This window comes from Terriglobus albidus (assembly GCF_008000815.1).
In the GTDB taxonomy this organism is placed as follows: Bacteria; Acidobacteriota; Terriglobia; order Terriglobales; family Acidobacteriaceae; genus Terriglobus; species Terriglobus albidus_A.
In genome coordinates this window covers 1232142-1247965 of record NZ_CP042806.1, presented here as the reverse complement: position 1 = coordinate 1247965, position 15824 = coordinate 1232142, and the positions used below count along the sequence as shown (strand labels likewise).

10 protein-coding genes are annotated in these 15824 nt (G+C 58.7%); 5 read left to right on the top strand and 5 right to left on the bottom strand.

The window, feature by feature from the left end:
- Positions 1-161: 161 nt before the first annotated feature.
- Complete coding sequence (locus FTW19_RS05075; protein ID WP_246153574.1) at positions 162-1502, bottom strand: amidohydrolase/deacetylase family metallohydrolase; 1341 nt, start codon at positions 1500-1502, stop codon at positions 162-164.
- 94 nt (positions 1503-1596) lie between these two features.
- On the opposite strand from FTW19_RS05075, the gene FTW19_RS05070 reads away from it, so the two are divergent.
- Genes FTW19_RS05070 through FTW19_RS05060 form a run of 3 tightly spaced genes read left to right on the top strand, consistent with a single transcriptional unit; the run spans position 1597 to position 6654 of the window.
- The gene (locus FTW19_RS05070) at positions 1597-2955 is read left to right on the top strand and encodes an MFS transporter (protein WP_246153573.1); all 1359 of its coding nucleotides are present in this window, start codon (positions 1597-1599) and stop codon (positions 2953-2955) included.
- Between the two features lie 55 nt (positions 2956-3010).
- Positions 3011-6034, top strand: coding sequence for a sensor histidine kinase (locus FTW19_RS05065; RefSeq protein ID WP_147646627.1), 3024 nt, complete (start codon positions 3011-3013; stop codon positions 6032-6034).
- Positions 6031-6654 (top strand): response regulator, encoded by a 624-nt coding sequence (locus FTW19_RS05060; RefSeq protein WP_147646626.1) that lies wholly within the window; start codon positions 6031-6033, stop codon positions 6652-6654. Before FTW19_RS05065 ends, FTW19_RS05060 begins: the two co-directional genes overlap by 4 nt.
- A gap of 120 nt (positions 6655-6774) precedes the next feature.
- Here the strand turns inward: FTW19_RS05060 and FTW19_RS05055 are convergent, their stop codons facing one another.
- The 3 genes from FTW19_RS05055 to FTW19_RS05045 all read right to left on the bottom strand — a co-directional run bounded on the left by FTW19_RS05055 (position 6775) and on the right by FTW19_RS05045 (position 12171).
- Entirely contained in the window at positions 6775-7014 is a 240-nt protein-coding gene (locus tag FTW19_RS05055; RefSeq protein ID WP_147646625.1) for an alkaline phosphatase family protein, read from the bottom strand.
- A 130-nt stretch (positions 7015-7144) separates the two neighbouring features.
- Positions 7145-10630, bottom strand: a complete 3486-nt coding sequence (locus tag FTW19_RS05050) for a carboxypeptidase regulatory-like domain-containing protein (RefSeq protein ID WP_147646624.1) — start codon at positions 10628-10630, stop codon at positions 7145-7147.
- A gap of 308 nt (positions 10631-10938) precedes the next feature.
- Entirely contained in the window at positions 10939-12171 is a 1233-nt protein-coding gene (locus FTW19_RS05045; RefSeq protein ID WP_147646623.1) for a DNA-binding transcriptional regulator, read from the bottom strand.
- 45 nt (positions 12172-12216) lie between these two features.
- On the opposite strand from FTW19_RS05045, the gene FTW19_RS05040 reads away from it, so the two are divergent.
- Entirely contained in the window at positions 12217-13731 is a 1515-nt protein-coding gene (locus FTW19_RS05040; RefSeq protein ID WP_147646622.1) for a protein adenylyltransferase SelO, read from the top strand.
- A gap of 171 nt (positions 13732-13902) precedes the next feature.
- Here the strand turns inward: FTW19_RS05040 and FTW19_RS05035 are convergent, their stop codons facing one another.
- Positions 13903-14520, bottom strand: coding sequence for a TetR/AcrR family transcriptional regulator (locus tag FTW19_RS05035; RefSeq protein ID WP_147646621.1), 618 nt, complete (start codon positions 14518-14520; stop codon positions 13903-13905).
- Between the two features lie 114 nt (positions 14521-14634).
- On the opposite strand from FTW19_RS05035, the gene FTW19_RS05030 reads away from it, so the two are divergent.
- Positions 14635-15822, top strand: a complete 1188-nt coding sequence (locus FTW19_RS05030) for an efflux RND transporter periplasmic adaptor subunit (protein ID WP_147646620.1) — start codon at positions 14635-14637, stop codon at positions 15820-15822.
- The last annotated feature ends 2 nt before the right edge of the window (positions 15823-15824 follow it).

Genomic DNA, 15824 nt, shown 5'->3' with positions numbered 1-15824 from the left:
ATCGGTCCTTCTGGTATTTCTCTTGTCCCCGTCTCTTGCCGACAGGTTTTACTTACTTTTTAGAGATTTGTGACAACAACAATGTGCCTTTTGCTATAGCCCTGTCATCAGCCTGATGACAGGGCTATAACTAGGACGTTTGACCTACTGCCCGTACATACTCAATGGGCTACGGAAGGCTTCTCCGGACGAACGTGCATCGTGGTAAAGCGCTTCGCCTGCGCCGGAGTAACAACTTTTCCATCCCATGGATCGGCCGACAGGCCGTTCAGGTCATACACGACCTTGCCGTCATGAACGGTAAGCTCGCAGGCAAGTTTTTTCGTGCCCGGATAGACCGTATTGTTCATATCGACAAAGCCGAACTTCCCAGTCTCCAGGCGCAGCACTGCAATATCAGCAGGCGAGCCTTCTGTGAGATTGCCAAGCTCAGGATGCTGAATCTCCTTGGCCGGATTTGAGGTCATCTCTTTGACGACCTCCTGCAGCGAGAGGCCCAGCGTCATCATCTTGCTGGCAACGTTCAACTGGTCTTTCATGCCGGCATTCATGCTGGTGATGTGAATGTCCGTCGAGATGGAGTCCGGAATGAACCCTTCCTTCACGAGCGGCGCTGCAACCGTCCAGTTGAAGCTTCCGCCACCGTGACCCACATCGAAGTAGATGCCACGCTTACGGCCGATCTTGAGGGCTTCGCTCGTCTTGCCGGTCGTGGCATCCTGCTCACCGCGCAGGCCGGAGTACATATGGGTATAGATATCGCCCGGACGTAGCACCTTCGAGAGCAGGTCGTACAGCGGCCGCTCCTTGCGGTTGGAACCGTAATCGATCATCACGGGAACCTTCGCAATATTGCCGGCAATGACTGCCTGTTCATATGGCTTCCACTCAGGTCCTTCAAAGTGAGCGCTCTTGATACCGACGATCAGACCCGGATACTTCAGCGCCATCTTTCCGGTAGCCTCGCCGTCCATGTCGTCAAGATTCTGCTCGTACTTGGCGCCACGCATGCCGGCGCCGACGATATTCAGCATGGCCAGGATGCGGGTGTGGGAGCGGTCAATAACGCGATCTTTGAAGTCCTCAAAAGATCGCCATCCGGAACTGCCCGCATCCACCACGGTCGTAACGCCGACGCGGAAGGTATAGCCGTCAGGATAAAGACTGTTGTCGCCTGCATACGAGTTGCGCTCACCGGTCCCCGCATACACGTGCGCGTGGATATCGATCAGACCGGGCGTAACGTAAAGGCCCGTCGCATCCACGGCCTTCACCGCTTCAGAGGCAGCGATGGATTTGGCTACCTTGGCAATCTTTCCATCCAGCACCGCAACGTCCATCACTCCGTCGATGCCGTTCTTCGGATCGATGACATGACCGTGCTGCACAATGAGGTCGTAGTGCTGAGCGTTTGCCACCGCAACGCAGGACGCCAGCAGAAGCACCGATTGAACCAGAAACTTGTTCCGCAAAGCCTTTACCGCCTGTATATGGAATTCCACGATTGTTCTCTCCGTTTCATGTGATTGTCATGGGTGGTTTGCCCCGCATTAACGTAAGACATTGGACCTATTTCGTTCATTGCACGAGGCTCGTATGCTGTTACTCCACATGGTCAGTTTTGGGAAGGTCTATAAGCTTCGCTTTTTTCTTGCAGTTCTGCTGTTCGCTCTGAGCGCGATTGCCTTCCTTGACCGCACCAATATCTCGATCGCCGGACTTCAGATCAGCGAGGAGTTCGGACTCGGTTACCAGCGGCTAGGACTCATTTTCAGCGCTTTTCTGATCGGCTATGCAGGATTTCAAATCCCCGCGGGATGGCTGGCCGCCCGCTTTGGGCCGCGCCGCGTTCTGACTCTGGGCACCTTATGGTGGGGCGTCGCTACGCTAATGGTGGCCGTACTGCCTACCGGACTTCCCGGTGCCGTCTTCTTCCTGATCGCCATCCGCCTGATCCTCGGCGCCGGAGAAGCCGTGGTCTATCCGGCAGCTAACCAGTTCGTCGCCCAGTGGATCCCGGTCAGCGAGCGCGGCATCATCAACGGCCTGATCTTCGCCGGAGTAGGCGCGGGCAGCGGCCTCACTCCCCCGCTCCTTAACTGGATCATCGCCCATGACGGCTGGCGCGCGGCCTTCTACTTCAGCGCCCTCCTCGGCACAGGCATCGGCCTGGTCTGGTGGTTTGTCTCGCGCGACACACCGAATGAACATCCCTCGCTCTCCATGACCGAGTTGCAGGAGATCGAAGTCGGCCTCTCGGCACGCCTCGACCGCGATCTTCGCAACGGCAATGGAAACGGCAGCAATAGCCAGCCGATCTCCTTCTCCTGGCGTCAGCTCTTCGGCCGCCGCGACCTTCCGGCGCTGATGATGGGATACTTCTGCTTCGGCTACGTCTCCTGGATCTACTTCAGCTGGTTTTTCCTCTATATGGCGAAGGTCCGCGGAGTCGACCTGAAGGCGAGCGCTCAGATCTCCATGCTTCCGTTCCTGTCGATGACGCTCTGCTGCCTCGCAGGCGGAGCAGCGAGCGACTGGCTCTCGGGAACCAAAGGACTCCGCATCGGCCGCTGCTACCTGGCTACCGGAGCTCTGTTCCTGACCGGCGTCTTCCTTCTGCTGGGCTCGCGGGCAAAGAGCCCCCTGGTTGCTGGCATCATCCTTGCCTTCGGCGCCGGCGCTCTCTATATCTCGCAGAGCTCGTTCTGGTCGGCCTCCAATGACATCGCCGGCCGCCGGTCGGCTGTCTTCTCTTCGATCGTGAACATGGGCGGCCAGTTAGGCGGAGCCGTCACCGCCTCCCTGACACCGTGGATCGCCCAGAACTTCGGCTGGACCGTCTCCTTTGCCGTCGCCGCCTGCTTCGCCGTGATTGGCGGCGTCTGCTGGCTCTTTGTCCACCCCGAGGTTCCCCTGCTGCTGCCGCAGGAGGAAGTTCGGGTCAACGTCGCGTAAAGATTTGTTTTGCGATCTGATCGAAGATATGTTGCCGTAGTAACAGGCATCATTCATGTTTCGTCGATGTACCTCTGGGTTGCTTCTGACCCTCGCTCTCCTGTCTGCCCGCGCCTTTCCACAGGCGACGCCCACACCTGCGCCGATTGACCTTGCTGAGTACCAGAAACAGGAATGGCAGGTAGAGGACGGCCTGCCTGAAAGCAACGTGCGCATGATCGCGCAGCGAGCCGATGGCACCCTGCTGCTAGCGACCTTCTCCGGCGTCTCTACCTTCGACGGCCAGACCTTCCAGCGCCTCGCGATGCCAAACGCGGCAACGATGAATATCGACGCCGTCAACGCTGTACTTCCCGGTCTGGCAGACGATCTCTGGATCGGCACCGATGGCGCCGGCGTGATTCATCAGACGGCGACAGGCGCCGTAAACATCAGCAGCGCAGCCGGCCACGAGAACGAGCGCATCCGGACAATGGTCTTTGATCACGATGGCACTCTCTGGATCGCGACCCAGCATGGCATTCTGCGCTACCGCAATAACCAGCTCGAGACCGTTCCCAACGTCGGCATCATCGGCGGCGACATCACAACGGTCTTCGCCGAAGACCTGCACGGCGGCATGTACTTTGTCACCTCGTCGGGACTCTTTCACTGGACCAGCCATGGTGTAACGCATGTTTCTGTTCCCGCGCAGTTCGGCGAGCCGACGTCCGTTTATCGCGATCGTTCCTCTCATCTGTGGCTCGGCACCATGCACGCGGTTCTTGAGGCGAATGAACGCTCCGGGCAGGAACCGGCGTTCATGCAGCGCATGCAGGTTGCCACCCAGGTCACCATCCTGGTGAGCGACCGCCAGCACAACCTCTGGATCGGCACCAAAAACAGCGGCCTCTTTCGCTTGAATAGCGAGGGTTCCTCCGGATGGTCCACAACCGATGGTCTGCCGGACGACACTGTACGCACACTCTTTATTGATGACGAAGACAACCTCTGGATTGGCGGCCTGACCGGAGGCCTTAGCCGCTGGCGTCGCGCCCCCTTTGCCATGCTGCAGGCGCCGGACTTCAAGCCCTCCTACTCCGCCGTAGCCTTCGGCGACAGCAAGGGAGACCTGTGGCTCGGCACCTGGGGACAAGGCGTATTCCGTCAGCACAACGGCGTCATTACCCCCGTTCATATTCCAGGAATGCCAGCCAGGACCCCGATCCGGACCATTACGGAAGACAAACACGGCCGCATCTGGGTGGGAACATGGTTCGATGGCATCTACTCCTTCAACGGAGAGACGTGGAGCCACCACCAGCTGGGGATCGAGTCTCCCGTCAATGCCGTAAGTGTCCTGCACTCTGACCGGCAGGGAGGCTTATGGGTCGGAACCTACACCGGCCTTCACTACTTCCGCAGCGGTATTCCGGCGACAACCGGTGGCGAGACCTACCTTCCCTCGAAGCTCGTCACCGATCTTCTGGAAGATACCGATGGCTCCATCCTGGCGGCGACCAGCACTGGCCTGTTCCGCATCCTCAACGGCCAGGTAATGACGATTCGCGAGATGCCCCACCCTTATGTGCTCTCCCTGTCATTGGACTCGTACGGAAACGTCTGGGCGGGCTCACGCACCGGCGGTCTCTCCCGCATCACCGGCGACCGGGCATTCCCGTTGCCCAACGACGCCGGGCTGCCATCCATGCCCATCTACAACATGCTGGAAGATGCGCACGGACATCTCTGGCTGGGCACATCGCAGGGCATCGTCAGAATTCTTGCCTCTGACCTGAACGATCTGTCGACCGGAAAACTGCAGCGCATCTCCTCGACACTGTTCATCAAGCAGGACGGCATGCCCTCCTCCGACTGCAGTGGCCCCTCGCGTCCCTCTGCAACCCGCCTCCCCAACGGCGTGATGTACTTCGCCACCAGCAAGGGCTTCGCACGCACAACGCCGTTTGCCGAGACCGCCACCATGGCCCCGCCGACCGCCCGCATCACCGGCTGGACCTTCGGCAACGACACACGCGCTGAATCGCTGTTGACGGGCGACCGTGTTGTTATCGACCCCTCAGAGGGCGAGATCAACTTCCGCTTCGACGCCAGCCGGCTCTCAAACCCATCGCAGACAGAGTTCCGCTATCGCCTGACAGGCTATGACTCGGGCTGGGTGACCACTCACTCCCGCTATGCACGTTATCGCCGCATTCCGGCGGGCACCTACACTTTTGAGGTGCAGGCGCGCGTCGGCGGCGATCCATGGATGACCCCGGTCGCCTCCATCAGTGTGCGGCAGCGGCCACACTTCTACGCCACCTACACCTTCTATCTGCTGGTAGGCATGCTCGTCTTCTTCCTCGGAGCGCACCTGTACACGCGCCGGATCCGCCGCGTGAAAGGAAACATGGGCATCGTGCTGCAGGAACGCAACCGCATCGCCCGCGAGTGTCACGACACTCTGATGGCGGGCTTCGCCGCCATCTCATGGCAACTCGAAACCGCATCGCGCACCCTCGATAAGGATGCCCATGAACTCACTGACGCGAAGAACGCCTGCGACATGGCGCGCAGCATGGTCTCGCACTGCCAGGCAGAGGCACGGCGCATCATCTGGGACCTGCGGGATACCGATGAAGTCACTGGAGTTCTCTCCCAGGCGCTGTCGAAGGCCATCAGCTCGCACTATAAGCAGGAGGATGTGGAGACCCGCATGGCCGTCGAAGGACGCGAGATTCTGCTTCCGCCTGCGTCGGTCCATCACCTTGTCTGCATCGGGCAGGAAGCCGTCTCCAATGCGCTGAGGCACGGGCAGCCGAAGTCTATCCTTGTGCATTTACGGTATGATGAATCCGCACTAAAAATGGTGATTCACGACGATGGCGTTGGTTTCTCCCAGGATCGCACCGGGACCCGGCGCGGGCATTTCGGCCTGCTGGTAATGGAGGAGCGCGCGCGCAAGATCGGCGGGCGCTTCAATGTAGAGAGCGCGCTCAATCGAGGCACCGAAGTCTCTGTCGTGTTGCCATATGACTCGCCCGACCCATCGCGGCGCTTGTCGGACACAGATGTAATCCGGTGGATAGGCCTATGAATCCCATTCGCGTCATCCTGATTGAAGATCACTTCCTCGCCCGGATGGCGCTGCACTCTGTGCTCTCAACCCATCCCCAGATCAAGGTGGTGGGCGAGGCTAGCGATGGCCAGCAGGGGATCGACCTCTACCACCAGCTCACGCCGGATGTCGTTCTGCTCGATCTGCGAATGCCACGCATGAGCGGTTTCGAGGTGCTGCAGCATATCCGTAAGGACTTCCCCACCGCCCGATGTATCGTGCTCTCCGCCTATCGCGGCAGCGAGGATATCTACCGCGCCGTACGTGGCGGAGCCATGGGCTACCTCACCAAAGACGCCTCCGGAGAAGAGGTCACCAACGCCGTGCTGACCGTAAGCCGCGGCCTTCGGTACATCCCCAAAGAGATCCTTCACCGCCTGGCCGAGCGCATGCCCTCGGTCGATCTCACGCCCCGCGAAGGCGAAGTGCTGACCTGCATCACACAAGGCTTCTCCAACCGCGAGATCGCCGAAGAACTGGGAATCGCCGAAAAGACCGTCCGTATCCACGTCAGCTCGATCCTGGAAAAGATGGGCGCCCGCGACCGCACCCAGGCCACCATCTACGCCCTGCAGCGCGGTTTGGTCGACCTGCAATAGCCTCCTTAGCAGGGTCGATGAAGCCAACAAGCGAACACTCTTTTTGTTTGTCATCCCGTAGGGATCTGCTTTTCAGCCTTTTGCCGGGGCAAGAAGGATCGGTAGAAAAGCAGCTTGGATTCAAGGTGCAAGTGCAACGGGATTGACGCCGGTCACTCCCTCCGCATACACACCTTCCTTCATAAACCGCCGCAGCGTCGGAATCTTCAGACCGTACCGATCTGCATGCACCACATAGTCAGCCCCCATGCCATCAAGAGAGATCACAAGGACGTGCCGCTTTTTCTGCTGCTGCGCAACAACATGCGAACAAAGGCAAGCACAGACAAGCGCCGTGACGATCCAACTCTTTTTCATCATTTCCTCTGTTATGAACTGTGCCAGGACATTCCAGATAATCCATGCACCTGGTGTCCCATGTCCCTGAGGGACATGGGCCCGGCCTTTACTGTCCGATGCATCAATCCCATGTGCGTGAGAGCAAACGTTCCTAGAACAAAATCTTCGCCGCGATCTGCACATTACGAGGCTGAATATCACTCGTAATCTGACCAAAGCTCGCGCTTGTGTTCAGACCGTTACTCCCGGACGCCGGAACAAAACTCGTATTCGGCAGACGGAAGTTCGGATGGTTCAACGCGTTGAACGATTCCAGACGAAGCTGCAGCTTCACTGACTCCGTAATGCTGGTCGTCTTGAAGATCGAGGCGTCCAGATTCACATACTTCGGTCCACGGGCATTGGGCAGCACGCGAGGCACATTGCCGTAGGTCCAGTTGTCAGGATTCTGGAAGACGGTGCCATCGAACCACGAAGTAACGCTGCGGCTCGACTTGTTCACATCCTTCGCCGACTTGCCGGGAACGAAACTCGGCCGCGTCGCCAGGTTGTTGTTGGCTCCGGAGATCGTAAGCGGCAGGCCGCTCTGTGCGGTAACGACACCATTCATCTGCCATCCGCTCACCAGGCGATCCATCAAACCGCCTGTATTGGCCAGCCAGCGGCGACCATGTCCAAACGGAAGTTCATAGAGCGCACTGGAAACAAACCGGTGCTTGATATCCGTCGGATCGAGACTGTACTCGAGCTGACGGTTGTTTGAATCCTGCGGCGTAATCACGCCACCGGAACTGGAGATGCCGATGTATCCATCCAGCGGATTGGCGATGCCGTTATCCAACAGCTTGCTGAAGGTATAGCTCGTCAGCAGCGTCAGGCCACGGGCAGCGCGGCGCTGCACGGCAAGCATCATGGCGTCGCCATGGAAGTTACCGTCACGCGGACTGGTGACCGTGACTGCGTTGTAGTACGGATACGGCAACAGGCTCTGCCGCCGCGTGATCGTCGAGGCGCCAAGCGATCCCGGCACCTTGCCGGCGTACGGATTGGCAACGTTCTGGCGCAGTGAATCTCCCAGTGAAAGATACTGGTTCGGCAGAACGTTCATGTTGTAGTCACCGGAGATCATGTGCACACCATGGTTGCCGAGATAGCCGATCTCGGCAACAAAGCCTCCGCGGAACTCATGCTGCAGATTCAGATTCCACTGCTGTGATGACGGCGTACTGGCCTTGGGACGGATATAGGCGATGGACTGTCCCAGCAGGAAGTCAGAACCGCCTGCCGCACCTTGCGGCTGCAACGGTGCATACGGGAAACCTGCTGAGAGCAGGAACGCTGGCACAATACCGGCGTTAGTCGAAGTGTAGTTTGTTGTCGTAGAAGAGAAGCCCGCCGTCGGCTGATTGAAAAGCTGATTGTTCAGGCTGATGTAGTAGATACCGACACCGCCGCGAACCGATGTGTGGCCATCACCAAAGAGATCCCACGCAAAGCCGAGACGTGGACCGAAGTTCTTGTAATCATCGCCGGTAAACGTGCGGCCATAACCGCCCTTGGTTGCATACGCCGTGGTCCCGGGCTTTCCGACCGACGGACTAACAGCGTTCGGATCGAAGTTGCTCAGACCGTCATGATGCTCGCGCGGAGTCTGCTGGAAGTCGTACCGCAGACCGACATTGAGCGTGAAGCGCGGCGTCACCTTGATGTCGTCCTGCACAAAGCCGGAGGTCAGGAAGTTCCAGTATCCAGGCTCGCGATAGACCGTGAGCGTCGCACTCTGCACCGCTCCCAGAAGGAAGCTGGCATAGGCATTGCCGGTTCCCGCCGTCGCGTTCGGCTGATTGGTCAGCGCGCTGGAGAAGCTGAAGTTGCCCGAAGGAGTTGTCATCTGCGAGTTGTTCGCCTGGCTGTGCGCAAGCACCACACCGAAGCGAAGCGAGTGCTTGCCGCGAATCATCGTGACCGTGTCGCTGATCTGCGGATTCGCCGTATTGCGCTGCCCCACCTGCCCATTCACCGCCGGCTGACCGGTGCCGGTGATCGTTGGGAAGACAAACGACGGCACATTCGATGGCAAGCCAAGCTTTGACGGCCAGTTCTGGTTATAGTTCGCGACCGTAAACGGGAACGTTGTCCGTGTCAGCGCTACCCTGGCTTCATTGATCGTCGATGAAGAGATCGTAAAGGTGTGCGAGAGAACGAAGCTCTGGCTGCCGAAGGCGTCGTTGCGCTTAGCGACAATCGGAGAGGGCAGATAAGAACCGTTCGTGCTTCCGTTATCCGTGTTGTTGACGTAATAGGCATACCGGCCAAAGATGCTTTGGCGATTGGTCAGACGATAGTCAAAGCGCCCGAGCGACTGGTACATCGAACGGATGTTCTGCTTCACGCTCTGGAAGTTGTTCGTGTTGGAGAGGCGCTGGCAGGTATCGCTGGCGGTACGGTTCGGCTCCGGGTAAATCGCATTCTGAATATTCAGTGCAACCGGATCGAGCGCGCGGTTGATCTTGTTACCAGGGAATTGCGTGCGGATAAAGCTGTTGCCGGCGGCAACCGTCGTATTGGGATCGTAGATGCGCGTCAGCGTCACTACCGGTGCACCGCTCGCGTTGTACGAGCACGTCTGCAGGTCGCTGAAGTCACCCTTACGCTGATTCAGCGTGGGGACACTGGCGATATACACCGCGCTGGTCACGTACTTGAACTGCTCATAGTTCGCGAAGAAGAAGAGCTTCTCGCGCAGAATCGGACCGCCAACAGCTCCGCCGAACTGGTTGTAGCGAAGAGGCGGCTTCTGAGCCGTCGTCTCGAGGAAGTACGGCCGCGCATCGAGATAGTCATTGCGCAGGAACTCATAGACATCGCCGTGATACTTGTTGCCGCCCGCCTTGGAAGCCAGCGTGATCACACCGCCACCCGTGAGTCCGAACTCAGCCGACATGTAGCCTGTCTGCACACGGAACTCCTGTACGGCGTCGACCTGCGGATTAATCGCGATCTCGCCCGAAAAGTTGTTCAGGTTATTCGCACCATCGAGCAGGTTGGCATTCATCGCCGTCGGACCGTTGTTGATGACGATCGCCGAGAGCGACGTACCGCGATCTGCGAAGCCCTGAGGATTGTTCGCGGAGTTGGAACGGACAGCAGGCGTCTCCAGCGTCAGCGCCAGAGCATTACGCCCGTTGAGAGGAAGCTCCTGCACCGGCCGCGACTCAACCACAGTACCAACGCTGCCGACACTGGTCTCCATCGCGGGCGCCTGCGCCATTACGTCGACTGTGGCAGTTGCAGCGCCCACCGGCAATACCAGGTTGGCCGAGCTCTTGCTGCCCACCTGCACAATCAGATTGTCCTGGCGAACGCTCTCAAAACCAGCAGCCGTAATGCTGACGGCATACTGCCCGGGCCGCAAGGTGGCGCTGGTGAAGTCGCCGGAGCCGTTCGTACTCAGCTCGATCGATTCCCCGCTCTCGTTGTTGCGGATCGTGACCTTTGCTCCGGTAATCGCAGCGCCGCTTGGATCGTGCGCACTTCCGGTAACAATGCCTCCGCTCAACTGCGCCATCGCGCGATGGCCATACACAGCAAATCCCAGGAGCAACAAAACAACCAGTACATTCCATTTCCGTGGCATAGGTCTTTTCCTTGTCTGCCTGCCATCCGGAGCTTTTCTCTGATACGTGCGCGCGCCTTGCGATCCCAGACAAGGCACACTGCCGGAGCATGCGAACGATGCTCAAAAGCGCTTCCTGTAGCGGCGATGAGCGCAGACTATCCAACCGGCTTCCAGCGTTTGTGAATGCGAGATTATTTTTAAGGTTTACAAAGGAATCCCAAAACAACCGGTAACACGCCTCTAATCCCATTCATTCTTTGGTTTTATGCGCGATATCCGCCTGTCGAAAACTACTCGTTTTCTTATCGAGATAAGATTTTCAACGCTCAGGAATGCCCTTTGCGCCCCACTACGGTGTGCTGTTTACGGTACTGTCCCGGAGTCCAGCCGGTGCGCAGCTTCATCATCTGGGTAAGGTATTCCATGTGCCGGAACCCACAGCGCGATGCCACTTCAGCTAAGGGCAGGTCGGTTTCCGTCAGCAACTCTCTCACTCTGCGAAGCCGCGTTTCCAGAATCACATCGTGAATGGATTTACCCAGCTCTTTGCGAAAGCGCGTCTGCAGCGTCGTCCCGGAAACACCGACGTATCGCACCACATCATTCACCTGTGTTGCATAGGTGACGCGATCCTGAATAAAGCGGGCAGCCTTTGCCACCAGCGGATCGGAGATGGCGATACCGTCGGTCGAGCGCCGCACCGAGACCTCGACCGGTGGAATTCTCTTCTGAAACCCCGGATGGATCTTCGCCCCACGCATCATTCTGTCAAGCAGATGTGCGGCCTCATACCCCATGCGCCACGCATCCAGCACGACACTCGAAAGCGGAGGGTCCGACAAGGCACAGGCAATATCATCCGCTCCAACACCGACAACCGCGGCTGTCTCTGGGACAGCAATGCCTGCCACGCGGCAGGCCGTAAGCACCTGCAATCCGCGAAAGTCAGTACTGGCCATGATGCCAATCGGTTTGGGCAGATTTGCCACCCACTGCACCAGGGCATCCAGTTCCGTGTTCCATACACCTTCCCGCAGCTCCGAGACCTGCAGTCTGCTGTCCGCGTATGTGGAACAGCGGTAGCCTTTCGTACGCAGGATGCGGGCGAAGGTACGTTCACGCTCATCAGACCAGGAATGTCCGGAGTGGCCAATGAAAGCGAAGTTCTGGTAGCCGCGTTTCAACAGATGATCCGCGGCCATGCGGGAGACGGCGGAGTGGTCGTTGGAGATCTGCGGAATACCCAGATCGGCGGTCTGTTCGTTCAGATCGACCACCGGAACGCCCTTACGGGTCACAATCTCGCGAATAGCCGGCGATGGAACGCGGGTGATAATGCCGTCCACCCTGGCATCGCACAGCCACGCTGGCGGAGCATCATTCACGGCTCTGTCCGTAAACAGCACTGACCACGGCCCGGTCTCGCGGATATACTGCGCAATCCCGCCAAGCAGCGTGCGGCCAAACTGCGTAGAGGTTTCAATGACAAGAGCAACCCGATAGAGCGGCGCATCCGGACCTCCCTGCCTGCTTAACTTGCCTGCCCGGCGTTGCACCATACTCCGATGAAAACACGTTCGCCACAGATCGGGGAAAATAGAACGATGAGCCTGACCGAGGATCGCGACCTGAAGCCACTTCGCATTCCCTTTGCGAACAGCTATGCCCGGCTGCCGGAGAACTTCTACGCACGGGTTGCACCCACGCCAGTCACCACTCCGCGGCTGGTGAAGCTGAACCTCCAACTCGCCGACCTGCTGGGATTGGATGCCGAAGCCCTGGCCAGCCCGGAGGGCGTCGCTGTACTTGCAGGCAGTCGTGTCGCTGAGGGCTCAGAGCCTCTCGCGATGGCCTATGCCGGCCACCAGTTCGGATACTTTGTGCGGCAGCTCGGCGATGGCAGGACAAACCTACTCGGCGAGGTTGTGGGACGGGACGGTATTCGCTATGACATTCAGCTCAAAGGCTCGGGCCGCACGCCCTTCTCGCGCAATGGCGATGGACGCGCGGCAATCGGACCGGTCCTGCGGGAATACATCGTCAGCGAAGCTATGGCCACATTAGGTGTGCCGACAACGCGATCGCTCGCCGCAGTCACCACTGGCCAGGCTGTCTTTCGTGAGACTGTGCTCCCCGGAGCCGTACTGACGCGCGTCGCGGCAAGCCATCTCCGTGTTGGAACCTTTCAGTACTTCTTCGCACAGGGAGATGTTGCCGCCCTCCGCCGACTCGCCGACTATGCCATCGAACGGCATTATTCGGAGGCGGCTACCGCAACCCGCCGCTACCGGGCCTTCCTGGACGGAGTCGTCACCCGCCAGGCAAAACTTGTAGCCCAGTGGATGCTGCTCGGCTTCATTCACGGCGTGATGAATACGGACAATACGTCGATCTCCGGAGAGACTATCGACTACGGTCCATGCGCCTTCATGGAGGCCTACCATCCGCGCACGGTCTTCAGTTCGATCGACCATCAGGGCCGCTATTCCTACAGCAACCAGCCAAACGCGATGCACTGGAACCTGGCGCGTCTCGCAGAGACGATCCTTCCCCTCCTGGTGGAAGAAGAAGGCGGCGATGAAGCCGGCCTCGCCTCCGCCTACGAATCGCTGGAGCAGTTCGGCAAACACTATGAAGCCGCGCTGAACACAGGCATGCGGCGGAAGTTGGGCCTGACAACAGAGCAGGAGAGCGACACAAGCCTGATCGAGGATTTGCTCAATCGCATGATGGAACAACGGGCGGACTACACGCTGACCTTCCGGCGTCTCTGCGATGCAGCCGCCGGCGCGGAAGGCAATGCCGGCGTCCGTTCCATGTTCACCAGCCCGGCCGCATTCGACGAGTGGGAGCCACGCTGGCGCCAACGCCTGGCGCAGGAGAATCTCTCACCTGAAGAGCGCGCTGCGCTGATGCGCCGCACCAACCCCATCTACATCCCGCGCAATCACCTGGTGGAGGCAGCGCTGGAAGCAGCAACCGAGAAGCAGGACTTCCAACCCTTCGAAGATCTGCTGCAAGTTCTAGCGCAACCCTACGACGAACGGCCAGGTCTCGAACCCTACGCAACTCCCGCCCGCCCCGAAGAGTACGTCAGCAAAACCTTCTGCGGCACGTAGGGTAGTAGGTGGGAGCCGTGGGCTTTCAGCCCACGGTTTATCCGCTTTGTAAGAAATGGGCTTTAGCCCTGGGCCTTTTTCTGATTTGAAGGAAGGCCCAGGGCTAAAGCCCATTTGTTTAGAGGATACTTATCAGCGGGCTGAAGCCCGCTGCTCCCACCCTAGGTGCGATCACGCTTTCCCCACAACCTGCTGCAGCACCGCAAAGATAACCTGCTCCAACACCGCATCAGACGGCGGTTCGGGATCGAACAGTACATTCAACGCCAGCCCATCGATCACACCAGAAACAACACTGCGCGCATCCGCATTCTGAAGGGCGGGAATCAATGATCCCACCTCGCGCGCCACATATTGATCAACCATCTTCGTAAGCAGCTCCGCCAAACGCTTCCGCTTCGGATTGCGGATCGCATACGTCTTGAACTCAATATGCAGCAGGATGAGTTCCCTGTCGTGGATCACCTCCACAAGATGCTTACTGAACACTTGCAACCGCTGCTTCATAGAGGTGCAGCGCTTCAGGGCCTCATGCAGCACACCACGGTCTTCTTCAAGACTTCCTTCGAAGAGGGCGAAAAAGACCTCTTCCTTGTCTTTGAAATTCGCGTAAAAAGCCCCACGCGTCTTCCCTGCGAGACGTGCAATGTCTTCGAGCCGGGCCTGCTCAAAACCTGATTTCGCAAATACCTTGCGCGCCGCCTGCATCAGATCGGCCCTGGTTTTCAGCGCCCGTGCCTGCCGTTGCACCACCCGTGAGGCTGCCTGCTTTTTTCCTGCATCTTTCATCGCTTCCGGCCAATCTACTCAAATGATACATCCATGTATGAATTTTTCGTACATCGGAAATTCAAAGAACCGAGCCCGGATTTGGAACGGCGATCCCTCAAAAGGTGAAAGTGGATGAACGAGACTACTAGAAAACGAATGCAGCATGGGGCACTTCCCGCGGCTGCTCTATTGGGTGCGGTACTGCTCTCCGGCTGTGCGAAAAAGAGCGAAGCAACACCCCAGACCTCAATAGGCCCGCTGCCGGTTTCGGCTATCATCGCCCGCGGCGCAGACGTTCCTCTTACCGGCGAGTGGGTCGGCACTCTGGACGGCTATGTGAATACCCAGATCCAGCCCCAGGTGAGTGGATATCTAATCAAGCAGAACTATCGCGAAGGCGCCCCGGTGGCACAGGGACAGGTCCTCTTCGAGATAGACCCTCGTCCCTTCCAGGCCTCACTCGATCAGGCAGAAGGAAACCTGGGACAGGCCAAGGCGCAGTTACAACTTTCCCAGATCAATGTAAAACGTGACACGCCGCTAGCCGAGGCCAAGGCAATCGCGCAGAGCCAGCTCGACAACGAGCTGCAGCAGATGGCACAGGCACAAGCCTCCGTAAAGTCTGCGGAGGCCTCGGTCGAAACCGCCAAATTGAACCTGGGATGGACGCAGGTGCGCTCGCTGATCTCCGGTGTTGCCGGACAGGCCACCACGCAGGTAGGCAACCTGGTAGGCCCCACCTCAGTGCTGACCTCGGTCTCACAGCTCAATCCCATCAAGGTCTACTTCGCCATCAGCGACGCCGAGTACCTGGCACTTACGCATCACAGCGCCAACGGTAGCAGCGACCTTCTGAATGGCACCTCGAAGATTCCCCTGACACTAGTGCTCTCCAACGGTGAGACCTATACCGAGAAGGGACACATCGTCTTCGTCGATCGCCAAATGAACGCACAGACTGGCGCGATTCGCGTCGCCGCTTCCTTCGCCAACCCCGGCAATGTGCTTCGCCCTGGTCAGTTTGGCCGCGTGCACGCCGAAACGCAGATTCAGCACAACGCCATCCTGATTCCTCAAACGGCAGTCGCTGAGATTCAGGGCATCCAGCAGGTCTATCTCGCTGGAGACGACGGCAAGGTCCACGCTGCGGCGGTGAAACTCGGACCGCAGTACGGCAACAACTGGGTGGTCGAGAGTGGCATTCCTGCAGGAGCGAAGGTGATTACCGACAACCTGCAGAAGCTCCGCGAGGGCGCACCCGTTGCTCCTCACGTCACTGAACTGCAAACATCCGCTTCGATTCAGCCGGCCGGGAGGTAACC